Genomic DNA, 25,744 nt, shown 5'->3' on the forward strand with positions numbered 1-25,744 from the left:
CCGGGGGACGGTTTGCTATCAATATTGGAGCTTATAGAGCTAGCAACTAGAAACCCCTTGTCGATCGAGTATAAATGCCTGGTCAGCCAATCGCTTAGTCTGCAGGGGGCTGTGTGACACCATCACCATGGTATAACGCTGCTTCAATGACACTAGCAATTGCTCTATCACCTCGGTATTCTCTGGATCTAAAGACGCCGTTGGTTCATCTAATAGGAGGATCTCAGGATCAAGCACTAGCGTTCTTGCCAGGCATAATCTTTGCTGCTGACCACCAGATAACGAGGAAGCATCGCTATTGAGTCTATCCTTGATCTCATCCCACAGCCTCACCTGCACTAACACCTCTTCGCTACGTGCTAAAGCTTGCACCGAATTTAGCCCAGCGACCACCTTAAGTGGCAATAACAAGTTGTCTATGATGCTGCCAGGTAATAGGTTTGGAGTTTGAAATACCATGCCGACTTTTCGGCGCAGCAGTGGTAGGTGATGATGTACAAGTTGGCTGACATCGACCTCCCCCTCAGACAACTGCAGACAAATATTGCCAGTCATAACATGCTTTTCGAAACAATCATTGAGCCGGTTTAGCGCCCGTAACAGGGTGGTTTTTCCACAACCAGATGGGCCAGTCAGCATATGTAGCTGGCCTTTTCTCAGTTGCATATTCACATTCTTGAGAATTGTTTTATCAGCAAAGCGAATACTGACATCTTGGATCTGGCCAATAATTTCGCCGTCACAAACCTTATCTAACACACACTCTCCCTACTGATAGTTTCACTCATATTTTGGTTGGGACGCCTGACAAGCGCCGCAAGTAAAGTAAAGATAATACTCGTGAGCGTTAGCAGAACTAAAGCCGCTCCGAACGCCATGTTTAACTCTTGTTGTGATTGATACTGAGCACTGTAATAAAAAATCGTGAACGGTAACGCTTCGAACCGCTCAAATAACCCTCCGGGTAGCCCCGCATTTGCCACCGCCCCTGTTAACATGATCACCGCGGTATCTTCAGCAGCCCTGCCTATCGCTAACATGAGTCCACTCATAATTCCTGCTCGGGCTTGCGGCAGAAGCAAACGATATGTGATCTGCCATTGAGTCAAACCTAAGGCTGCTCCCGTAATAGCTAACTGCTTTGGTAAGCTACTCAGTGCATTTTGAGTCGCGCAGGCAATATAAGGAAGGATGAGTAAGGCCAAGCAAAATGCTGCAAGCAAGAGACTGGCATTAGCCTGAGGAAAGACAGTCCCTCGCAAGAGCAAAATCAAACTAAAGCCAAACAGTCCCATTAGAATGGATGGGATCCCAGCAAGAATGTCGACGGCGATACCCAGCACTTTCTGAGCGGTTTTTTCCGGAGCACTCGCAAGCCATATACCACAGGCGACGCCCGGCACAGTAGCCAAGGATACGGCACATAAAATGACGGTAACGGAGCCGACACAGGCAGGCCATATGCCCTCCCATACAGGCTTTAGCCCCATCATTGCTGCAAGAGGGTCAGTGTCACCAAAAAAGAGTTGTAGATTTAATGTCGGCATACCTTTGAATAAGATAAAGCCAATTATAACCAGCATAATACTCATTAATAAAAAGGCGCAGAGATTACCCCAATAGCCAATCCATCGACTCATGCTGGTTGCACCAATCGATTTCTCCCCACCAAGTATCGCGACAATAAGCAGATGAAGGCACTACACATTAACAGCAGCATTCCTGCAGCAAACAAGGAATTATAGGCTTCACCACCTTGATCGGTTGCGATCACTAAGGCGATATGTGCCGTTAAACTACGAATGGCATCGAATACCCCGGAGGGCAACTGGGTAGCATTTCCCGCAAGCATCAAAGGCAGCATGGTATCGCCGATCGCGCGGTTAAACCCCAATAATGCGGCACCACATATATTCACTTTACAATGGGGCAAAATAATTTGCAGATACGTTTGTTCAGGGCTAAACCCCAGTGCCTGAGCACCCAGAGCATGTTGCTGCCACAAGGGAGTGGTAATATTGTCTAACATGACACAGATGACAGGTAAAATGAGCAATATCAACATACATACGGCGGCAAACAGGCTGTAACCAGAGCCAAGTTGCAGAATGTTACGCAGAAGGGGCAAGAGCAGAAAAAGCGCTGCTAACCCATACACTACGGTCGGTATGCCCGCCATGAATTTAAGCAGAGATTGCAAAATAGCAACCAGCCAACGGCGGCGCGATAGCAAACAGAAGCTATTGAGGCCTATGGCAATAACAAAGGCAAAAGATGTCGAAATTAGAGCCAGTGACAAGGTACCGAAGACCATAGCCAAGATGCCAAAATGCCCCTGCTCTGGCTGCCATTTCAGCTTGAAAACAGCACTTGTCTCAGTCAAAAAAACCGGCAGTGAGAACCAAATTAAGAAACAAAAAACAGATAACAATAATAGGCCGCTAACAACCACTAAGGTCACCAACAAGCCTTGCATCCAAGTGTTTTGTTTAAGCGTGTAGTTAAAGCTTTGCATCTAGCGGCTTTGCTTAAGCTTAAGCTTAAAGCTTTGCATCGAGAGGGATATAACCAGATGCCTGGATATGCTTTGCACCTTCTGGGCTATAGATGTAATCGATGAAGGCTTGAGTTAAACCGCTAGGCACTCCCTTAGTGTTCATATATAAGCGGCGTACCACTGGATACTCCCCTGAAGCACAAGCCGCTTGGCTAGGTTTTATTTGGTTATATGTTGGCGCTTTTACCATCTCATCGATGTAACCGACACTAGAGTAACCTATGGCTCCCACATCCTGAGAGATTGCAGTTTTCATCGCCCCATTCGATGGCACGATATTAGCGTTTTCAGCAAGCTGTGCACCTTTTAACAGCCTCTTGCTAAACACAGAACGGGTACCACTCGCTTCGTCACGGCTAAATAGGTGTATCTGTCGATCTTGACCACCGACTTCTTGCCAGTTGGTAATTTTGCCTTGATAAATCTCGATGATCTGCTGCTGACTAAGATCATCAACTCGATTATCTGGGTGAATGATCACCGCGACGCCATCGATAGCGAAGGCGTAAGAGTTTAAGCCTAAGCCCATCTCCTTATTTTTCAAGGCGCGACCGCTATTGCCAATATTCACCAGCCCTTTAGCGACTTGTTGCACACCAACCCCCGACCCTCCACCTGCAATGGTGATACGAATACTTGGGTTATGCCCCATAATCTGTCTTGCAGCCTTCTTCATCACCGGAATATGCGCGGTACCACCGGCAATATTCAACTGACCACTCATCTCATCGAAAGCTGAAAGCTCATCCGCGATCAGTGAGTTCGATGTGAGTAGAGTAAAAGTCGTTATTAAGCAGACAAAACAGGTCTTGAGCATCATAATAATTCCTAGAAGTAGTGGTAAACAGAATGAACAATAAATATGCTCATCAGGCAAGTTGATTCATTATTATCAATCACCTCTTTAGAGCAAGTAGATAAACTGATTTTTGCAGCAGCAACCGTTAATTTTTTTATTAATATTAGCTGTTTGGACAAAATGACCCGAAAACAAAGCACATTGATGAAAGAATAATGATTTCCTTGTAAATCCATCCCACACTCGCTCGTCATTATATGTAACCGCTATGGGAATACGGCACCATACTTGCCTCTAGATAAAAAAATAGCGCCATTTAGGCGCTATTTTTAACAACAAATCTTATTTAAGTTTGCTATTCATATCGGCGACTTCTTGCGCCGTTAGACCAATAAAGCTAATGCCAGAATCTCCTTCATATAAGATCCCCAAACCATCGTTAGCAAGTTTGATTGCAGCCGAATAGCCTGCATGACCAGAGGCTAAGATGTAAGGATCGCTGTATGTTTTCCCTTCATCTAAGCTAGTCCACAATGCCAAGTTATTACGACCCGAGCCTTTAGGACCCGAGAAGATAAGCTGGTTTCGCGCATCCCCATCTTTAACGGCATGGTAACGAACTAGCGAGGTGTCGACTTTAGTGATATTAATCCCGGTAATCGAGCTATCACGACTCCAGCTAATACCGCCATCACTACTTCGTAGCCAAACACGAGCACCACTCACCTCGTTGCCATCATTGCGCGCAGAGATCATTAGCTGACCATCTTCTAGCTCAACAATCTCACTCTCTGTCGGCCCAGAAATAGGCGCTAACTCTCCAAGACTCCATGTTTCACCATGATCATCACTGTACACCGAGCCTGTGTAGTAACGAATATTGGCATTCGGATTGGCAGGGTCGAGAGGTGCACGAACAATATTGGGAAATATTAGTCGGCCATTTAGTCCTTGATTGTCTTGCCAATTTAGCTGAATACCAATTCCTGGACCGGAATTGATGCTATGCCAAGTAGGATCTTTTACATCTTGGTGAACGATTGCCTCTTCCCATGTTTGACCATTGTCGCAGCTACGGCGTGACACTAAGTAATTAGGGCCACCGGGTTTTGCACAATTACCATTTTGTGCACAACGATCGTCCCACTGGGTATACATGATAATAATATCGCCAGTTTCTTCATCTAGAATAGCCCGTGGATCAGAGTAATCTACGCCCACCGTCTCGTGAAGTACTAGTGTTTCCCCCCAAGTTGCACCATTATCTGTAGAGCGTTTCATCTCCATCTTGATAATGCCTGCAGCCCCAGGATCTGCACTACTTGGTCGACCTTCAATAAAGGCCAGTAACGCATTATCTTGCGCCTTGATCAAAGACGGGATGCGATAATATTTACTGCCGTTAACACCTTCTTGGTCGTGCTGGAACACATCGACTTTAGTAAACATATTTGACTTGCCATCACCTACAGATAGGTTTAGCGCTTTAAGCGCTAGTTGACCACGCTTACTCGATGTCACTTTACCGACATACACGCCAGTATGACTGCTCGAAGTCCCTGACCACTTATCGATGAATTTGCCATCAAAATAGAATCCAGCTTCTCTGGTTTTAGCCTCATAACGCATTTCAAATTTATGGAAAGCGGCGCTGCCAGTGCTTTCAACGAGAGTATGGGTATCTCCCCCTTCAAGCGTGACAATAAGATCGCCAGCACTATTCACTTTTAGCCAAGGTAAGAAACGCATACCTGTGGTACCGAGGTAAAATGACAAACTCTCCCCGGTGACTTTAGCCGTTATTGAATATGACCAATCGTTATAAAATGTACGTGTGATTAAGTCAGTATCAAAACTCATCCGAGCATAGGTAAGGCCTCCATCACCATTAAATAAAGTAACCGGTTCACCATCAATCACCTCTTCAGTAATAACGCCTTCTCCGCCTAAGGTATGAGTGAAGCCTTGCTCTGCTATGGTGCCTTTTTTGGCATCGAAGCTGGATTCAAGTTTCAAATCGGCATTGAGTAAGTCTGCATTAAGACGCTCACCCCAAATCTCATAGCCAGCAGTCGTTAGATGTAAACCGTCATACATAATTGATGAGCTAATCGCGCCATTTAACATGTCACCGTTTTCAACAAACTCGGGGCCATAATCGACAAACTTAACTTTATCATCACCTTGCGCTAAACGGTTTAAGGCCTCATTGATCATTACCACAGTCCACTTAGATGCGACTTGGGTTGATGGTAATAAGCCATGTAGATGAATACGGGCTTGAGGTTGTAGCTGACGCAGACGCGCAACCACGGCGCTAATACCATCGAGCGTATCGACCACACCATTACTCTTGTAGTTATTGATCCCGATCATCAGGCTTATATCTTCAGGGTTATAACCGGCAAAGTTCTCCTCTAGACGCCATAACATCCACTGGGTGCGGTCTCCAGAAATGCCAAAGTTAGCGCTGACTCTGCCTTCGGTATTCTCGCTGCCGAAATACTGCTCCCATACAGGGAAGCCGCGCACAATCGAACCGCCATTTCGGTCATCCGGTGATCCCCAAGACCATAGCTCAGTAATCGAATCACCAATTGCGATGTAGTTTTCACCCACGCTGTCGGCATCATTAATCACCTTGTTTCGATCTGGATAACCGCTTGAAGTACGTGTACCAGGCATTGTGCTTGAGAGTACTGGGACGCGCTTCGTTAAACTACCGAGGTAACCATCACTATCAGTCACCTTCAGCGTGACGTAATAGTTACCCGCCTGACTAAAGGTATGCTCAAACTGCTCACCCTGTGCAAAGGTGCCATCACTTAAGCTCCATTCATAAGTGAGTGCATCACGACCTTCTGTTAACTGAGTCCCTCGCGCATCGAAGCTAACACTGCGGCTATTCGCACTGCTGTTGAGGCTACTGCGTAGCATGGTGGTCGCAATATTAACAACCGGCGCCGTATCAAATACATAGTCCGCGACAGGCACATCTGAAATTCTGGCAATATCATCGGCCGAGAGGACGTTATTAAAGAAGCTCACTCGCTCGATATTACCTTCAAAACACATGTTACCTTGGCTGTCAGGCTGACCTATGTTTAACCGCTCACTGTTAATCGCGTCGCTAAAGAAGCTTCTGGCCAGTGTTTGCGCCTGCTCAACCCCATCGATATAGAGTCGAGTTCCCTTAAGTTGATCGGCAACCCAGACAAGATCATGCCACTGTCCATCTTGCCATTGACCCGCAGCCGTTAGCTTCATCTGCTGGCTACCCGATTGCATCGCGTTAACCAATAGAGCGTTGTTAGCGGCATTTAAGGTCACTGACAAGTTGCCTTTATCGACATCATTATTGCTAAATGTCAGTAAGTTCATCTCCTTACCATTAGCATCTGCGCGAAAACGGATATAGACAGAGCCCGTTGACATCGCCTTTATCACCGCAGCGTTATCAGTAATATCGATACCACTATTGGCTGAGCAACTAAACTCAACATTGCGGGTATCATACTGCTGTGAAGGATCCTCTATGATCGGTAAGTTAGGTAATTCGCCCTCTTCTACGGGTGGCTTAATCACAGGTAAAGCTGGGAACTGTCTCTCTTCTGGCCATACTGACTCACCATCGATAGGCAATGGGATCACTAAATCCAGTCCATACATCCAATCCGAGCCATTTACCGCATAATAGGTTTGCGGGATGGGTTCGAAGTTTAAGCTGGCTATCTGCTGCGAGGCTTTTTCGGAAACTCTGATGCCATACATGGTTAAGAAATCACGGAAATCACGTCCCGATGAAATGGCCATATAGATGGCATTACGATCATTATTAGACGCAGCCTTAGCATCTGCCCAGCTATACTCGGTGAAGCCTAGGCGGTCGCGCAGACTCAGCCATAATTCTTCATTAGCGATAGCACGTTTGAAGTTAGAGTTAGCAATATGCAATCGCGCATAGAAGTTCCAGCCATCCTCAACCACACCATTGGCTTGAGCAGATATCACCATCTGCGCCTGTACTAGCTCATGCTTAACAATAGTACCGAGATTTTCAAAGTAAGCGATAGGATCGCCACTTAAGTGCGCGGCTTGAATGTTATTAAACTCAGCCTCCCATGGCTGACCATGCAGTGATGCCACACGTCCTTTATCGACAATAAAACGAGAACGTGAATAGAATGAATAGGCATTGGTACGGCTGTGTGAGCCCCAACCAGTAAAGCCAAGCATACGACCTTCGTGACTATGAGAGATCTCATGTAAGTCACCATGACCGACAACACTGAAGTCCCATCCAGCATCATAGGGGTTACCCGAGCAGCCTGCACCACAAGTGGCTTGGTCGGCATTCATGTGCATTGAATGCTCATAAATATCAATATCCCAGCCATTAGTATCGGCAAAGTCATGGATTTCACTGACTCGCTCGATCCCAACACCTTGATAACCGGCTAGCAATAATAGGTAATTACGGGCATAGGTGGTGGTATCTGCAGTGATCTCTTCGATAGTCCCGTAGTTTAATGTCCCCAAGTACTTACTGAATCGAGAATGAACTTCAAAGTTCGGCGTCGCCACCTCAACCCAGTCAAATTCAGCCGCGGCTATCTGTTGGTAAAATCGCTCAGTGTCTTCTTGGCCGTTCCAATAGGGGTGTTCACCGATATTTTCAAACTCAAATGTCACGTCTTCATCAAAGGTATTAAATGTACTTTGAATTGGACCACCGATCGCAGAGGTGAAGGTTAATGTTTCCCCTGACTCAATTGACATATTTTGGCTTCGAGTCCACTTAGGACGGGTATAACTATTGGTTCCCCACTCTTTTGTCGCACCTGAGCGCAGTGTATTAACAAAAATCGAAGTTTTTGTTGGACCATTATCGGTACGAGTCACTCGAATTGTTTGCCCTGGAATGGCATAGACACCCAGTGCGGCAAAGTTCATCTTACTCAGCATCGACACCGTTTTATTGATCGGTGTAATATGACTAAAATCAGTACGACTAAAGTTACCAAGATCCTTGGGTACAGGGTTGTAGTCACGGGTTATATAGTGGGTAAAATCGGCATAATAGGCTTTAAGGTAATCTGCCGTTGGCGTAATACTGATCCCCATAGGGAAACTCGCCTCGGTACGATAATGATCACCGATTAAGGTCAAGACTTTTTCTACCCGCATACCTGGCAAGGTAAACAGATCTGTTTTCGAGTGTTCCAGTTTCCTTAGAATGGCACTGATACTGTTAGCTGGGCTATAAAATTCACTCTGATATTCAGCAATATTACCGCAATCTTTTTCACAATCACTGATATCGAAGCTATATTCACCCGTTTTGAAATGAGTTAATAGCTGATTATATTTCTCAATCTGCGACGGCAGTTGACCAAGTGTTGCGCTACCATCGAAGCCGCGTACATTTTCAGTACCGGTTCCACCGCGATTGTCCGCAAGATAACGGACATCAAATAGATCAAATAGACCTTTACCTAACTCGGTTTGACCACCGTCATAATGCAAGTAAAGTACCGGGGTACCGTTGGCTGCAGCTTGCTTAACGACACGTACAACCTCCTCCTCATAACCTGAATTCCTTGGCTTTTGAGAGATGATCAATAGATCCGGTTTTTGTGCCAGACAGGCCTCGAGCGCACTGTCATCACACGCATTTTCGGCGTTATAGCTTAATTGTTCGCCATAGTTATCATCTAACCATTTACGTGTTGCAGGATCATCACGGAACCAACCTTCGTTGGCCATTTCAGCGATAACGACATTGCCTAATGTGCCTTCATCTTTACCCGTAAGCCATGTAATGGTGTTACGCATAAATTGATGCATCTCTTCACTGACTAAACCGTAATCTGAATACCAAACTCTAAACGGATGAGCACCCATGACCAATGAACGTCCAGTGTCATTATCGGCCATTACCGCAAAAGCACTGCCCTTGGTCGATAATAAGGTATCGCCATTGATACCGAAGCTGCTACTAATCCGAGCCGCATCATGATGCGCATCCCAATCAATGGAGGTTAAGCTAGAGCCATCTTCTTTGGCTGTACCATCTTCATTAAGGTTAAATAACTGACGCTTAATACCATCATACTTAAAACGTTCAGCCTCAAACTCTTCGAGTAAGGTATCGATAAAGATATTAGGATCATCGACCAGCATGGCATTACCGGTTCTGATCGCCTCTTCAAGCAGACTAGTTTGAGCTGGCGCTGTTGTCGCCGAGACTGTGGCAGGCTCTGATTGCTTACCTTTAGCATTCACTGCGATAATGTCGTAACGGTAGCTGGTTTCGGCAAGCACATCACTGTCGATATATTGCATCGTGCCAGCTGCGAGTGTTGCCACCTGTTGACCATCACGCTTGACGATATAACTCTCAGCACTGTGGCTGTCAGTCCAGTTTAAGGTCACGCTCTCGTGGCTAAACTCGCTAACATTAAGCCCAGTAACCGCATTAACTGGCAGTGAATCTGTAGTGGCAGAGACTGTGGCAGGCTCTGATTGCTTACCTTTAGCATCCACTGCGATAATGTCGTAACGGTAGCTGGTTTCGGCAATCACATCACTGTCGATATATTGCATCACGCCTGACCCGAGCGTTGCCACTTGTTGACCATCACGCTTGACGATATAACTCTCAGCGCTGTGGCTGTCAGTCCAGTTAAGTGTCACGCTCTCATGGCTAAACTCGCTAACATTGAGACCCGTAACCGCATTAACGGGTAATGATTCAGTAGTGGCAGAAATTTGCGTAGCGAGTCCTTCCTTACCTTCAGGACCAAATGCAATTATTTCGTATTGGTAAGTGGTGTCGGCCTCAGCCCTTGAATCTATGTACCAAGAGGTAGACACGCCCACAATCGCAATTTGCTTACCGTCCCGTTTAATAAAATGTCCGGCAGCATTTTTTGAGGGAGTCCAGCCAAACTTGATGCTGCTCGTTGTCGTTTCTATGATGTATGGGTCTGTAGCTGGACTGATACCCGAAGAGCCCGTTGTGATAGAACTGGCGGCTATTGTGTACTTACCATTCATTGTCCAAGCAATCACTTCATAATGATAAGTTGTGTTTTCTTCTACCCTTGGATCGTAAAACCAATCGGTTGAGGTACCAGCGGTTGCCTTTTTTACCCCATCTCGCATGACGATGTAGGCAAAGGCCTCATCAACTAGATCCCAACTGAATCTAATGCTTTCTTGTGTGACATCAACAATTTCTAATGCAGCATAAGCACTCAAATTTATAGGCTCAATACTTTCATCTTGAGCATATATAGAATGACTACAAGATAAAAGCAGCAGTGCTCCCGCGACTCCAATTTTTTTCATGTTATTCCTTTAATTTAAAATAATGTTACTCACCAAGATATATAAACTTTCTATATCTTCTTACCCAATCAAGTAAAAACAATATTTACTACGAATATGAATAATTATTAACTGCCATAAACTTGACAGGTATGGTCGTTTACAACTTTTTGACTCTCGCCAAAATTAAGGCACCAATAACAACAACTTACACATCATAAAATAAAATACTCGATAAGGATTTACTACATTAAAAAAATATCAGGGTCACGAACAAGTGAATTTTTTTACCTATAAATCTAATCTTTAAAAGAAATGTTTTTCCATGAGGGAATATGCAGACCAATAAACGACTAAGTGCATTTACAACTAAAATTTATTGCTAACTTAATATTATGTAAAATCACTAAAATTAATTTGGAGCATTTTTTTGACACCTACCAAATATACTGATTACTAATTATGTATACGGGTCAGCCTTATGAGTAACATCGAAGTGGGGGAAATTAGAAAAGATCACCACCTAAAGGGAGCTAGGCGAAAAGTGTCTAGACTATGGTGTTAGCGTAAGAGATAGGCAGATAAGTATCGACTTTAAGAGCCTTATTACTAAGGCTCGATATGCTACAATTTTTTAGCTTTGAAGCTCTGTTCCTCCAGTACTCATTAGTGGGTGTTACTTTAGTTTAAACTGTTCGACTAAGGTATTTAACTGGCGCTGTGCTGCAGTCAATTCGATTGTTTCATTGACCGTTTTTTCTCCATTCACAGATAGCTCGGCAACCATCTCACTCATCGAAGATATATTACGGGTGATCTCCGCAGACACTGCATTCTGCTCTTCGGCAGCTGTCGCGATCTGAGTATTCAACTCGGTGATCTGCTCAACTGAATCACTAATCACCCCAAGATCCTCGGCAACCAGATGTGTAGCTTGGCTTGTTTTTTGACAGGTATCTTTTGTCGCTTGCATGGCTAACATGGCCGCATCAGCTCCGCGACGCAACTTAGCCAATGTACACTCAATTTCGGCCGTACTTGTCTGAGTTCGGGCTGCTAAAGCTCTTACTTCATCGGCAACGACGGCAAAACCCCTTCCTTGCTCTCCTGCACGCGCAGCCTCGATGGCCGCGTTTAACGCCAAAAGATTAGTTTGATCGGCAATATCTCCGATAACTTTAAGTACATTGGTTATATCTAACGTATCTTTATCGATTGCGGCAATATCGGCAGCGGTCTTGTCGACCTCCAACGCTAACTGGGCGACAGTCTCTTCGGCCTGAGCGACAACCACTTTAGACTTAGTCGCTTGAGAGTGAGTATTTTGGGTAAACAGCGCCGTTTCCGAGGCATTGTTAGCGACATCATTTGCGGTCGCACTCATCTCCTCGATCGCTGTCACTACCTGCTCAGTTTCCTGGGTGTGAGCATTTAATATTTCAGCGTTTGAATCTGTCTGCGCCCTCAAGCGCTCGGCACTGTGAGAGATATTATTTGCTGACCCCTTTATCTCCAGCATCATCGCCTGCAAGCTGGCAATGAAACGGTTTATTCCTGCTGATATTTGCCCTAGATCATCGTTACTACCGACGGTTAACCTACGAGTGAGATCGCCATTCCCCGTAGATAGAGCACTAACCATCTCCTTGAGCTCAAGAATAGGCCGATATAAGATTCTTAATATTCCAAGAGAGGCCAAAACTGATATCAGCAGCATAACCAGTGAAAGCATAATTGCATTCTTCAGGGCTGTATCTACTCCTGCGTAAGCCACCGCTTTATCCACGCCAATGAACAGATACCAACGTTTGCCATTGACCAAGTCTATCGCCTTAGTAAAAGCCAATTTATCTACACCGTTAAATCTGTACTCTTGCTGCGTTTCAATATTCGCTAACATCCGCCTTTCGACATCACGCAAACCTATGTCAGAAAAGCTATCATCAAGCCTATAATCTCCTGAGCTGGATGCCATGATATTTCCGAAACCATCCGCTATTACTGCGAAAGCACCTGGAAAATTAATATCTGTAACGGTGGCATCTAACATTGAGAGCTCTATGCTACCAAAAATAGCACCGTCTCCCAGATTACTGACGATCGATACACCTTGCTCGCCTGTATATTTGTCGATATAAATATCAGTAATATCTAATCCGTTTGTACTCCGCCCTTGTTGATACCAGGGACGTACACGAGGGTCATAATCGGCGGGGCTCATCCCGTTTGTCCAACCATGATCACTGGTCGAGGAGTAGGCGATACCGGATTCAAACCCTAAACATATATTGGTCAAATGACTGCCGCTCTGAGCCAGCCTAGCAACAAGAGCAAAATCTTTATCAATCATGCCATTCTTGTAATTACTAACGATAGAATCGACCGCTAACACTTGATTATCAAACCAAGTGCTAAGTTTATTTGATTCATAATCGACTAAGGCTAAGCTTTTCTCATTAACACTCTGAATCGTGGTATCTCTGATATAGATATATGAAAGCCAATTAGAAACTAATAAGCTAATAGTCAGTAATATAACTGAAGATGATATTAATGCTTTTTTAAAATCCAACAATTCAGAATTTCCCTATCAGTAAAAATATAATCAAACATGCACAGAGCTAGTGTGCAAAATAATAAAAAGTGAATTAACCATGACATACAAATGATCTCAACATTGGTATGGGCTAGTCATCAATACAGCCAGAGTCAGACTGCATAACAGCAATACCAGAGCACTTAGGATAACAATGGTGCGTAATGATTTATCAAACTCCATGGCTACCTACTATTCTCGTAAATGTTCTTTCGCTAGTGATCTCGTATAGATAACTGTCATTTAAATAAATAGGGGGAGATACTGTCACTGAAATGAGTGCTAATACCACTGTCAGTCTGCTCGATTAACATCACTGCTAGCCCTAGTTCATTGGCTAACTGCATCGTTCGCTCCGCACTCAAGATCATCATGGCAGTTGCAAAACCATCGGCTACTGCGCATTGCTGGTGCAGTACTGTCGCCGATACAACTTTGTTGCCGACCGGCATTCCCGTTGACGGATCAATAATATGACTCAAGGTCTTGTCATCGCTCTCGATATAATTGACATAGCTACCCGACGTCGCCATCGACATATCTTTAAGGGTGAGCAGTTGCTGTACCTCCAGACTGAATTTCTGTGGACGAGTCACGGCAACTATCCAATCTCTGCCCCTGACACCAACTCCACGAGTTCGCAGCTCTCCGCCAATCTCGACCAAATAATTAACCACACCCGCATCATCAAGAACCTTGGCGACACGATCCACACCATAGCCTTTTGCCACTGCAGAGGGATTGATCTCTAGGCCTCTTATTACTTTCGTCACCATTCCCGAGTCTAAGGTAAAGCCATCCATACCTGTTTTTGAGCGGGCTAACTCTAATTGACCACGGTCCTTATGTTGCAGGTTTCTATGCTTAACACCAAAGCCCCAGAACTCAATGACTGGCCCTAAAGTCACATCTAGCGCACCATCAGTTTGCGCAGAGACACTCCTAGATATTTTGAGTACATCCCAAAGTCTCTCTGATACTGAGGTAGGAGAACCTACAACAGTTAAGTTGAACATTGATATCTCAGAATCCGCACGATAAACCGAGAGAGATTGATTAACCCTCTCTAGCTCCTGCTCCACTAACGCCTTTATCTCCTGCTTCGTCGCTGAGCTATCTTGTAGGCGCAACTGTATGGTGTAAGTTGTTCCCATTGTATTACCGGTTATCTGCTCGATATTGATATGCGCCCATGCCTGAGACATAAACAGAAAAGGGACTAACCAGCTTATCGTCAGGAGTTTCATATAAGGCCTAATATTCCAGTTCAAAAAGCTGTATCTTTGATGAGAAAATGCCGTTCACCTCAGTGAACGGCATTTTATTTTTAAGCAAATACTATCGATTATTGTGCTGCCGCTTCTTTACCTGCGATACGGCCAAACACAGTAATATCGGTAATGGCATTGCCACCTAAGCGGTTAGAACCATGAGTCATACCGGTAACTTCACCTGCAGCAAACAAGCCTGCTATAACTTTACCTTGGGTATCTAGCACACGAGTGTGAGTATCGGTGACCAAGCCACCCATAGTGTGATGAACTGATGGCTTAGCAACCAGCATATAGAAAGGAGGCTTCATAATAGTCTTGAGCCCACCACGATGGTTAAACTCTTTATCATCACCCGCTGTTGCAAACTGATTAACACGGCCAACCTGAGCCATCAGTGCCTTTTCATCGATACCAAACTTGCCCGCAAGCTCTTCGATTGAATCAGCCTTAAACATCATGCCCTTACGGTTTAGCTCACCAAACTCATCTTTATGAACACCGACAACACCGGCAATATCCTCAATCTCGCCGCCCCATAGAACATAAGCTTGCTGCTCAGTCTGGGCTAAGATTGCACGACTGATCACATCACGACGTTCCAGCTCTTCAACAAATCGGTTACCCTCTTTGTTGACAACGATTGCGCCAAAAAAACGTGAATCGGCGATCAAAGAGATCACCCCAGTATCGATATGACAGATAGGGTAAGTCTGAATAGACTCCATGTTATGCGTGCCAGCATTAAGCTTCTCAGCCATCACGATACCGTCACCCATAATTCCGCGAGCATTGGTGGTGCCATAACGGTTATCCAGCTCTGGTACATATTTAGTACGCATTTCAACGTTTGCACCAAAACCGCCAGTAGCCATGATCACGCCACGCTTGGCGTAATATGTGATCACCTGGCCATTCTTTTCTGCTTCAACACCGATGACGCGTCCGTTCTGATCTTTAATCAACGCAGTGGCTGTAGTACGAGTATGGATCGGGATCTGCAGCTCATCGGTTTTAGCCATAAACTTGCTGATCCATTCGGCGCCTGTATGGTTACGAGGGATCAAGGCACGCTTAACGCTGTGACCGCCAAATTGAAACAATTGATCTTGGTAAAAGTCGACCTTGATATAATCTCTAAGCCACAGCGCTGCAGGAAGAGCCTGCTCGGCCAAAATCTGTACCATCTCAGGGCTACCCAGATAGTCGCCACCTTTAAGGGTATCTTTAACAAACAGTTCGATACTGTCTTCGATGCCCATCTTCTTCTGAACCCAGTTACCCGGCACGTTCATCTGACCACCAGTGATCAAACTGTTACCACCAACCGTTGGCATCTTCTCGATAATCACCACACTAGCACCGGCATTTTTTGCCGTTATCGCCGCACTGAAACCCGCGCCACCTGAGCCGATGATCACCACATCGAAGTTCTGTTCACTATCAATCAGCAATTGTGGCTTATCATTACTCTTGGCCAAGCCTGCTATCAAGGTGACACCTGCGGCTGCCAAAGAGCTTTCAACAGCTTCTTTAAATGCACTACTTGTAACTGTAGCGCCACTGATCCCATCAACTTGGGTACTGTTATTGGCAATCATCGCATCTTTCATTTCGGTAAATACCGATGCGGCCAATACCTTATTTTCGTTCTGCTTAAGAATACTGATATCAAGCAACTGACCATTTTTAGTCTCGGTCTGAACCAGTATTTCTCCATGCTTACCGAATGCCGAACCTTCAGTCTTAGTTAACTGATCGCTCTCTTTTACTGAGCAGCCCATAACCAATGCCACAATGGCACTGGCGAGTATTGTTTTTTTAATCACTGTGTTATTCCTATTTGATCAATCTGATACTAGAAGCTAAAGCCAACCGCAACGCCATATTCGATGCCATCATTAGGCGTTGCGCCCCAGCTGTCGAAATGTGTCATATGTAATTTGGTATAGAAAGACTCGGTCATACTTGTCTTCAACGTCGTGATAATTTGATGACCATAACTGGCGTAACCTAAGGTACTCATATGCTCCTCATCACGATCAAATTGCCCTTCATAGTTAACAGATAGAGAGTGCTTGAGCCCCATCGCTGAGAAAGGGTAGCGGGCATTGATCACCGCGGCATAGCCACTGATCCCATCGAAATGTGCTCCGGTTGGCGCTAAGCTTGCGGCTGAGTAATTGACACCCACGCCCGCATTAAGAAAGAGACCGCCATACTTACGATTGGTGGTTACACCCAAATATAGGTTGTCCTCCATCACGGTTCGGTTAGAGACCAGAAAGTTTTGCATCCAATAATTATATTTAGAATCAGAGATCTGCTTATCGACAATAATTAAAGATTTAACAGTTAGCTTGCCATCCTTATCATTCTGGGCATCATTTATCTCTCCAGGGTTTTCTAATTTAATATACGCAAGCAGCGTTCCCCAATCCGCTTTATTGAAATGAGTTAATTTAACGAAAGGTTGATCGTAAGCGCCGCCATTATCATCCTTAGTGTCTGAGGTATAAGCTTTATATCCAACATCAACTGAGGTTGCAGAGATAGCAGGTGCGACCAGAAAAATAGAGAGTGCAGTTAAAATTTGCTTCTTCATATAACAATTCCTTAATCATATTATTTAGTAACAGATTAAAGGAGCGAGTAATATACTTTGTGAGCGGCCTCTCCATCTGTTCAGTATTTAGTAAACACTGTGGTTTAAGGAAGTAAAAACATCAAAAACAATTAAAAGTACTGAAAACAGCTAAAAATAGTTAATTTTCAATGTGAAAGTTACGTCAAACCAAAAACACACAAAAAATAAAAACGTGAAAGTTACGTCAAATAATATAACGACAGAACAAATATAAAAGAAAGTAAGAAAGTAGACATCTAGAAAGGTAGTTATAAATAGAAGTTAAAAAAGAAGCTGATATTTATATCAACTTCTTTTTTAATTAAAGATATAGAAAGAAGAACAGTAATCTAGTCTAAGAGTTAATTTTTAATGTTGCCCTAAACTGGTTATCCAATCTGGCTGAGTGATATGTCCAACCTAACTGCTGAGCTAAGCGCTCTACAAGCATTAACCCTAATCCAAAACCACTACTATTGTGTGGTGACATCGAATTCACAATTTCAATAGTATGACTTGATTGCACTATCCTTATGCCTTGGGCTCCATGTTCTAAGCTATTACGCACTAAATTGTTCAAAATAATGGTGAGTGGCTCTTTCTGCACCGTAATCTCTGTGTCATCACAAATTAGCTCTATCGGCAAGTAATTCCCTTTGGCGGCTTGTTGATCACTGACAACCTGACTGAGTAAATCTGCCAGCTTCACTGTACTGTGATGCATAGATGTACACTCAGAGCTCATTAACCACAATAAGGTTTCTGTAATAGACTTCATCTGACGCGTCGCCAGACTAGCATGCAAAACCGGCCCTTCAAGTTGACCATGTTGAAGGGTTAGAATATCGAAAGACGATTGACATATTGCTATAGGCGTACGCAGTTCATGGCTAGCAAAACGCAAAAAAGATAACTCTCTTTGCTGCGCTTCTTTCAGCTGTTTAATCGAGATATCCAGGGCGTCGACTATCGATTGCAACTCTGCATAGCATTGTTGAGGAAAATTAAGACTTTGCATTTTTTGCCAGTCATGCTGTTTAATCGCGCGACTGATCTGATGCACAGGAGAGATCACTCGACTTTGCATATATAAGGCAAGGCTAGCTACCACGCCAAAGGTCATAGTGATCAATAAGGCGATGGCCGCCATATTCTTAGGCGCAAATTCTAGATCATGAGTCGCATTGTAGTTTAGCCAGACATATAAATTCTCACCGGAACGCTGCTGATATACCATCAATGCATCGATGAACTGACCATTGTGGTGATGATATTCAACTTCATTTATCGCTGTCGGTTGAATGCCTTGAGTAATCGATTTAACTTGCTCAGGAGCGCTGTTCCAATCTGTATATATTTTAATATTGTCTGTTTGGTAGAGGTTGCCCGTATCCACCAAATACTGCTCTGCCGCCTGGGCCGCACTTTTCATGGTGATGCTATGCATACTAAACATGCCTGTACACATCATACATAGCGGAATAAATATGTTCATCAGTAAAGTGACCGCTAAGAACACCACGCCATAACATTGGTAGACACGCTTTAAGCTCATCTTATGTTTCATTAACACCAGCCTTTAAACATAAACCAACACCTCTTATGGTATGAAGATATTGATGCTTAAAGGGCTTATCAACGACTTTCCTCAAGAGGTGCATGTGACTTCTTAAGCTGTCGCTATCAGGTAAGCTATCTGGCCATAGTATGCGCTCAATCTCTTCGCGTTCAACGGTTTCAGGACTTCGCCTAGCGAGCAAAGATAATATCTGCCATCCTGTTCTAGATAACGCTAACTCCTGACCTAAACGATGCACACTATGACCCGCAAAATCAAACTCAAGCTCACCTACTTTTAGCAATTTAGGTGCAGGTCTACGCTCAGCAACCACTCTCAATCTAGCGACAAGTTCCGGCATCGCAAATGGTTTAATTAAATAGTCATCCGCACCGACTTCAAAGCCTGATAACTTATCTTGTAATCCACTGCGAGCAGTAAGCATGATCACTGGCGCAATCACGCGCTGATCTTTCCATCGCTTACAGGCTTCAAGCCCATCACCATCTGGTAAGTTCAGATCGAGAATGATGGCATCAAAGGGGCGACTATACACTTGGCTCTCCGCCTGTGCTAACGAGCCAGCATAATCACATTCGATATCGATGAGCTCGAGGTAATGAATAATATTTTTTGCCAGTAAATGGTTATCTTCAACGAGTAATACCAACATGCTTTATATAATCTCCAGCTGATGCGCAATATGAACCAAGTTCGCACGGTTACTTGCCGACAGCTTATTTCTCATAGACTCTAGATGATATTCCACTCCACGAATAGTTATGTGAAGCTCCTCCGATATCTCAGAGTTCTGTAATCCTTTTGCTACCATTTTTAGCGCTTTGATTGCTGTTTGATTAAAGAGGCTAACTTGGCGATAGGGGTTTAATTCCTGATGATAATGTTCAAATAACACTGTCTGGAGCTGCTTGAGTGAGGTATCAAGATCAACAAGATCGAAATTGAGCTCTCTCTCTTTAGACAACAAGGTAAAACGTCCGCACCAAGCCTCTGATGCATAGTGGCGTACAGGATAACTTAGCACCGTTTTTATGCCGTAAGAGCTAAACAGCTTATTCGCTTTGTTGACCTGCCCACGTTCAGATAACTGATAGTAATAGGGCTGTTCTAATTTCAAGGCTAAACCAAAATTGATATCTCTAGGTGCGACTTGGTCTATGTAATGGCGTTGTATTTTTTGGGCGGTATGTGACGAGCTAAATACCCCACCTGAGCTATATAACATGCGTCTCGTCAGGATGCTTTTCTTACTGTTGAGCAAGTAATCTTGATACGCCCGATTTGGGATACCCTGAAACCAAAATCCACCAAAACCGTGCGATGCTATAACTGACTTTATTGACTGCAATATTAAAGGAGAAATGACAAATTCTGCTAAACCATCGCTTTCTATATTTTGCATGCGTCAACGAGCCTTTCATCTGCCTTCTATCTTTGTCGCTCACCATACTCAAAAACGCTACATTGATAAACTTTGAAAAACAAAATATTCCAAGCAGTTAACAAAATGACAAATTATTTTAATCTAGTGGCACTTTTTGACGAAACTTTGACGAAGAGTCAGATACACTTGACTAGTGTAAGGCTCAACTTTAGTAATTAAGACTGCTAAATATATTATCAACAGTTATTAATATCGACACCCCCAAATAAGACTCATTGCACTGCCACTCTCTTCCTTGAGTATCTTAAATGACTAACACCACTGCGGAACACATTGTAAGCACCTGATATTCAAGCCAAATAATGACATTAACGCTAATTAATATTTCAACTCATAATTCCGCTTTACTTCAATAGAAAAAGTTCTAAAATCCGCCTCCAGATTCAATCGTTTAACCAAAAAATTAAACTGTTCACTAGGAGATAAAGGTGGATACTACCGCCGTTCATGATTCCAAAAATAGCACCTTAGTTCCTGTTCTGGGACTGTCATTTTTTGCTGTAGCCTCAGGCTTCTTAATGAGTCTGATCCCACTGTCCTTAACTTCGTTTGGGCTGGATAATTCTTTAGTTCCTTGGCTTGCAAGCATCTTCTATTTAGGCTTGCTCGTTGGCGCCACCAGCATCGAGAGAGTCGTAAGCAAAATTGGACACAGAGTCGCTTTTGTTGTCTTCCTCTGTCTCTTGATTGCCAGCATCATTACCATGCTATTGCTGCCCATCGAAGCTGTTTGGCTAGGGGCTCGTTTTATCGCGGGAATGGCGGTAGCAGGGGTATTTGTGGTTGTTGAATCTTGGCTCTTGATGGCTGATAGCGCTAAAGCTAGAGCGAAACGATTAGGTCTGTATATGACCTCACTCTATGGTGGTAGTGCACTGGGGCAATTGGCGATAGGACCATTAGGTACCGACGGCGTGACACCATACTTTTATGTCATTGGCTTACTGATGTTCGCCATACTGCCACCTCTGCTGATTAAAGCTGGTCAGCCAGAAAGTAGAGCGCAGGAGAAGATGAAGATAAGAGACATTAAAAAATTAAGTCGACCAGCCATTATAGGCTGCTTAATTTCGGGGTTACTACTAGGGCCGATTTATGGACTCATGCCCCTGTATATTTCGACTCAAGCCATGCAAGCCCAGTACACTGGGATGTTAATGGCTTCTATTGTACTGGGCGGCATGTTAGTACAGCCTCTGGTGAGTTACCTGTCCACAAGAGTGAGCAAGAGCTTACTCATGGCAATGTTTAGTCTGCTAGGCACATTTGCCGTTGTAGGCGTGTTGGGATCTCAATCACTGTTGGTACTGGGAATGAGTTACCTCATGTTGGGTGCAGCAAGCTTCGCACTGTACCCGATTGCAATCACGCTGGCTTGTGATGCACTGCCAATGGCTAAAATAGTGTCAGCCACTGAGATCATGCTATTTAGCTATAGTATTGGTTCGGTGCTCGGGCCGCTTTTGGCAACCAAGCTGACCCAGAGCAGTAATGGCATACTCTATTACCTTGGCGCTATCATGCTGACAACGTGTTTTTATATGCTTATTAAGAGCATAGAGAAACTAGAATCAGGGCATAAACCGGTAGCGGGTTTATAACCTCCTTTGACTAGGGGGGAAAAGTAAAAAGCGCTGAACTATCAGCGCTTTTTTTGTTGCTGCATATTCCTGAAACTCAGTATAGAGATGCTTTACTTGCTATTTGATCTTATTATCACGATGTCGTTTCGCATATAAACTGGCCAAAGGCTGCGCAGTTAATCCATGAGCAAAAATACTCATCAATACCGTCACTGTCACTACAGCATAAATGGTCTCAAATCCCTGTATCGATCCCATCTCGTGAGCCACAATCAACACATACAAGATAGAAGCTATGCCTCTAGGGCCAAACCAAGCGATGAATGCCATCGTTGCCAGGTCTAATTTTGCGCCTATCAGACTTATCATCACCGGTAGCATTCGTAGTACTGTCAGACTGAGAAAAGCAAATAGCACAACTTCGACACTGATATGAGCCAAAGTCATGGGCACGAAGGCGAGACCAAATAGGAAGAAGCTCACTAACACAAACAACTCCCCCTCAGTCTCGGCAAAATCTTCAATATGCTGCCGCGTCTTCTCGCAGGTATTACCGGCATAAAGCCCGGCAAAGAAGGCGGCGATAAAACCATTTCCGGCCAGAGATTCAGATAAATAAAATGACAATATAGCCAAGGCAATTGGAATAAGATTTTGATAGTTAGACTCCATCCAACTTTTATTAACCGCCAGAACAGTGAGCTTAGTGCCCACATAGCCAATCGCTCCACCCACCAAGGCACCAAACACTATCTGTTCGACCACATAAGCCATCCAGCCATTATCTTGAGTCTCGGTTAACCCACTAACTATCATGGCAACCACAGTCAATACGATGGGGAAGACGATGCCATCATTCAAGCCACTCTCAACATTGATACTGGAGCGGATCTTTTTCGGTACCTTAGGATCTGTCACCACCGCTTTACCGAGCGCTGCATCTGTAGGTGTCAGTAATAATGCCAATAAGATCAAATAGGTCATTGGCTCATCAGGAAAGATCAATGTCGCCACATAGGTGCCGGCAAGTATGGTGATGGGCAGGCCGATAAAGAGCAGTCTTGCAGGGATCTTCCACGACTGTTTTAGTAACTTGAGATCGAGCAAGGCAGCATCAGAAAATAGCACCAGTACCAAAGCTATCTCGACGATAATCGTCACAAACTCGGCATTGACCTCCACTTGAGTAATATTGAAACCAAAGGGAGATAACAAGAGGCCAAAACCAGTAAACACCATAGGGCCGGAGATATTCAGCCGAGACAGCGCCTTAGAGATATAGCCGTAGACCAGTATCACCAGTGCGATAATTAAAATAACGATATGTTCGTCCATGTTCATCCTTGAAAATGTAAACTAAGTCAAAGCGTGCCTATTGCAGCACTCGCTCAATAAACTAACAAATCTCAAATTAATTAGCATGTAATTAATCATTTATACCCATCGGCATCATCGTAATCCCTTCGATAAGACTCAAACCAATAGCAAGCTAACGGGAACGAAGGCGCGTAGCTTTCTCTGAACTATACTCAATATCAGGCTTTATTCTTTAGGAGAGAAGGATGTCGGATGAACAAAAGTGGGCATTATCTATGCATCAAATTGAGTGCTGTAACTGTAGCCATGGTTGCGGCTGTCAATTTGCAGGTTTCCCCGACAGCGATACTGGTGGCTGTCAGGCGATGATCGGTTTTTATGTAAAGTCGGGTCAACTCAATCAAATAGATCTCACCGGAATGAAAATCGTCATGGCAGCCTCTTGGCCTAAGGCTATCCATGAGGGCAACGGCACAGCCATACTCTTTATCGATTCAGCGGCCTCAACTGAACAAGTTGGCGCTATCGTCACCATCTTCTCTGGCTCGGCGGGTGGCATGCCATTCGAAGCTTTAGCTGGTACCTTTTCCACCTTTGTTGGGCCTCAAATTCATTCGATCTCTATGGATACCGATGACAACAGAGCAGGGTTTGCCATAGAGAATGTCATGACCGTCCAGCACACTCCACTCATCGATCCTATGACGGGTAATGACAAGCAGGTAAGGATCACTTTCCCCGATGGCGGTTTCTTCTGGAACGAAGGCATCATAGGCACTACCAATGCAATGAGTCTGACACATGACGCTCTCTCATTTGAGCATGTGGGACGCTTCGCAGCTAAGGCCGAAGTCGATTGGAGCAACCATGGCTAGACTCTGTTAAAGACAACAAAAATGGAAAGAAAACTCATCAGTTATAACAGAGCAGGTCTACTTATCAGTATTCTCACCTTAATAGGCCTGTGCTGGTTTTACATGATTGAACTTATGTCGATGAACATGCAGCCCATCACCGTATGGAGCAGCATAGATCTTGTCAGGTTATTTGTTATGTGGAGCATTATGATGGCAGGAATGATGTTGCCATCGGCCCTACCAACAATCATGTTAGTCCAGCGAATTAACGACAATCGAAAAAAACGTCAAGCCCCCTATAGCTCTACCTATTACTTTATTTCAGGTTATCTGCTGGCCTGGGTACTTTATAGCTTGGCTATCACAGGGGTGCAGTACTGGTTACATACTCTCTCAATCCTCACACCTATGATGAAAAGTGGCCAGTTCTGGTTTACTAGCCTGTTGTTATTTTTAGCTGGCATCTACCAATGGCTGCCGATAAAACAGAGCTGTTTGAGAAACTGCCGTTCTCCCCTTAGCCTTATCACCAAAGAATGGCGAGAAGGCAGATTTAACGCCATCAAACTGGGCTTCTGCCATGGTCAATACTGTTTGGGCTGTTGCTGGGTATTAATGGCCCTGCTGTTTGTGCTAGGCGTGATGGACCTATTCTGGATAGCCATGTTAACGCTCGCTGTGCTTATCGAAAAACTCGCACCTAAGGGCGCGCTTTTCGGCAAGTGTTTAGGTGTAGTACTTATCATCCTATCTATGTTGATACAGTTTTAACCATAATTAGCCAAGATAAGCGATTCACTTTCCTTTCCTTTCTCATTTAACGCGTTAAAACCTCTACTACTAATTGAATAGAATTTTGTTGACCCAGGTCTCATTTAGCCAATAATTTTGATCCATATCAACGCAAGCTAAAGTTCCTCAATAACCGCTTTAAAATTGATAGACACACTAACAGTGCGTGTATAGCCTACAAATTCAGCAACAAATTATTAACAGTTAATTAAAGAGTGCATTAAGCCGTTTTTTCCAGAAAAACTACTTAATCATTTTTGTAGACACGATGTTGTTAATAATCAACAAAACCATTGAGTTAATACACAAAGGAACGTTAAACGGAGTGTTTCATGACAAGAGTTAGAAAACTACCTTCTTTGTTTGTCACCATATTGTTCTATTTAGCATCTAGTACATATGCCAGTGCAGACGAAAAAGCGCTCATCACTCAAGGTGAGATGCTATACAACCAAAACTGTGTCTTTTGCCATCAAGCTGATGCCATAGGAAAAACAGGCTTTGCCCCCTCGCTCTCCAACCCTGAATTGTTGGCCATTGCATCGGATAAATATTTAGCCTCCACCATCAGAGATGGCCGTATTGGTACCGCGATGGGTCCTTATGCTCACCTTGGCAAAGAGAAAATTGTCGCGATAGTGGCTTACCTCAGAAGCCATGAAACCTTGCCCCATCGCTCAGCCGAAGTCGATAAGCAGCGTTCAGCACAGGGCGATGCGCGTAAAGGGGAGCTTTGGTATCACGATATCTGCTCTACCTGTCACGGCCCTCAAGGAGACGGTTATTTAGCGGGATCATCGGGCACCGCCATTGGTAAAGCAGGCTTCCTCAGTAAGGCGAGCGATGGCTTTATCCGTGAAACCATCAAGTATGGTCGCTCCAATACCCGCATGTTGCCCTTCTACGGCTCTGCTGGACTGGCCAATCTCGATGAGCAAGAAATTGAAGACATTATCACCTATCTGCGCACCCTAAATAAGTAAGGAATTTG

17 protein-coding genes are annotated in these 25,744 nt (G+C 44.2%); 4 read left to right on the plus strand and 13 right to left on the minus strand.

Annotation, left to right across the window (positions count from 1 at the left end; genetic code table 11):
- Window positions 1-39 precede the first annotated feature (39 nt).
- The 12 genes from FM038_RS21940 to FM038_RS21995 form a co-directional block, all read right to left on the minus strand.
- The gene (locus FM038_RS21940) at window positions 40-759 is read right to left on the minus strand and encodes a phosphate ABC transporter ATP-binding protein (protein WP_142873840.1); all 720 of its coding nucleotides are present in this window, start codon (window positions 757-759) and stop codon (window positions 40-42) included.
- The gene (locus FM038_RS21945; protein WP_223292944.1) at window positions 753-1,583 is read right to left on the minus strand and encodes a PstA family ABC transporter permease; all 831 of its coding nucleotides are present in this window, start codon (window positions 1,581-1,583) and stop codon (window positions 753-755) included. The genes FM038_RS21940 and FM038_RS21945 overlap by 7 nt, the downstream gene beginning before the upstream one ends.
- Before the next feature lie 53 nt (window positions 1,584-1,636).
- Window positions 1,637-2,515, minus strand: coding sequence for a PstC family ABC transporter permease (locus tag FM038_RS21950; RefSeq protein ID WP_142873838.1), 879 nt, complete (start codon window positions 2,513-2,515; stop codon window positions 1,637-1,639).
- A gap of 25 nt (window positions 2,516-2,540) precedes the next feature.
- Window positions 2,541-3,377 carry a phosphate ABC transporter substrate-binding protein gene (locus FM038_RS21955; protein WP_142873837.1) on the minus strand — a complete coding sequence of 279 codons (837 nt, stop codon included), beginning with the start codon at window positions 3,375-3,377 and terminating at the stop codon, window positions 2,541-2,543.
- A gap of 321 nt (window positions 3,378-3,698) precedes the next feature.
- Complete coding sequence (locus FM038_RS21960) at window positions 3,699-10,709, minus strand: ImpA family metalloprotease (RefSeq protein ID WP_223292945.1); 7,011 nt, start codon at window positions 10,707-10,709, stop codon at window positions 3,699-3,701.
- Window positions 10,710-11,364: 655 nt separating this feature from the next.
- Window positions 11,365-13,260 carry a methyl-accepting chemotaxis protein gene (locus tag FM038_RS21965; protein ID WP_142874005.1) on the minus strand — a complete coding sequence of 632 codons (1,896 nt, stop codon included), beginning with the start codon at window positions 13,258-13,260 and terminating at the stop codon, window positions 11,365-11,367.
- A gap of 263 nt (window positions 13,261-13,523) precedes the next feature.
- Complete coding sequence (locus FM038_RS21970; protein WP_142873835.1) at window positions 13,524-14,531, minus strand: FAD:protein FMN transferase; 1,008 nt, start codon at window positions 14,529-14,531, stop codon at window positions 13,524-13,526.
- Window positions 14,532-14,629: 98 nt separating this feature from the next.
- On the minus strand, window positions 14,630-16,384 hold the full coding sequence (locus FM038_RS21975; protein ID WP_142873834.1) for a flavocytochrome c: 1,755 nt from the start codon (window positions 16,382-16,384) through the stop codon (window positions 14,630-14,632).
- 29 nt (window positions 16,385-16,413) lie between these two features.
- On the minus strand, window positions 16,414-17,160 hold the full coding sequence (locus FM038_RS21980) for an outer membrane protein OmpK (protein WP_142873833.1): 747 nt from the start codon (window positions 17,158-17,160) through the stop codon (window positions 16,414-16,416).
- A gap of 376 nt (window positions 17,161-17,536) precedes the next feature.
- Window positions 17,537-18,748 carry a sensor histidine kinase gene (locus FM038_RS21985; RefSeq protein WP_142873832.1) on the minus strand — a complete coding sequence of 404 codons (1,212 nt, stop codon included), beginning with the start codon at window positions 18,746-18,748 and terminating at the stop codon, window positions 17,537-17,539.
- Window positions 18,738-19,412 (minus strand): response regulator transcription factor, encoded by a 675-nt coding sequence (locus FM038_RS21990; protein ID WP_142873831.1) that lies wholly within the window; start codon window positions 19,410-19,412, stop codon window positions 18,738-18,740. Before FM038_RS21990 ends, FM038_RS21985 begins: the two co-directional genes overlap by 11 nt.
- A gap of 3 nt (window positions 19,413-19,415) precedes the next feature.
- Entirely contained in the window at window positions 19,416-20,162 is a 747-nt protein-coding gene (locus FM038_RS21995; RefSeq protein ID WP_142873830.1) for a response regulator transcription factor, read from the minus strand.
- Between the two features lie 470 nt (window positions 20,163-20,632).
- On the opposite strand from FM038_RS21995, the gene FM038_RS22000 reads away from it, so the two are divergent.
- Window positions 20,633-21,805 (plus strand): MFS transporter, encoded by a 1,173-nt coding sequence (locus FM038_RS22000; protein ID WP_142873829.1) that lies wholly within the window; start codon window positions 20,633-20,635, stop codon window positions 21,803-21,805.
- A 99-nt stretch (window positions 21,806-21,904) separates the two neighbouring features.
- Here the strand turns inward: FM038_RS22000 and FM038_RS22005 are convergent, their stop codons facing one another.
- On the minus strand, window positions 21,905-23,122 hold the full coding sequence (locus tag FM038_RS22005; protein WP_142873828.1) for a cation:proton antiporter: 1,218 nt from the start codon (window positions 23,120-23,122) through the stop codon (window positions 21,905-21,907).
- 227 nt (window positions 23,123-23,349) lie between these two features.
- On the opposite strand from FM038_RS22005, the gene FM038_RS22010 reads away from it, so the two are divergent.
- The 3 genes from FM038_RS22010 (at window position 23,350) to FM038_RS22020 (ending at window position 25,736) form a co-directional block, all read left to right on the plus strand.
- Window positions 23,350-23,979, plus strand: coding sequence for a DUF1326 domain-containing protein (locus tag FM038_RS22010; protein ID WP_142873827.1), 630 nt, complete (start codon window positions 23,350-23,352; stop codon window positions 23,977-23,979).
- Window positions 23,980-24,000: 21 nt separating this feature from the next.
- A complete protein-coding gene (locus FM038_RS22015) occupies window positions 24,001-24,732 on the plus strand; it encodes a DUF2182 domain-containing protein (protein ID WP_199242711.1) in 732 nt (243 codons plus the stop codon).
- A gap of 353 nt (window positions 24,733-25,085) precedes the next feature.
- Entirely contained in the window at window positions 25,086-25,736 is a 651-nt protein-coding gene (locus FM038_RS22020; protein WP_195873144.1) for a c-type cytochrome, read from the plus strand.
- Window positions 25,737-25,744: the final 8 nt, after the last annotated feature.

This window comes from Shewanella eurypsychrophilus, assembly GCF_007004545.3.
In the GTDB taxonomy this organism is placed as follows: Bacteria; Pseudomonadota; Gammaproteobacteria; order Enterobacterales; family Shewanellaceae; genus Shewanella; species Shewanella eurypsychrophilus.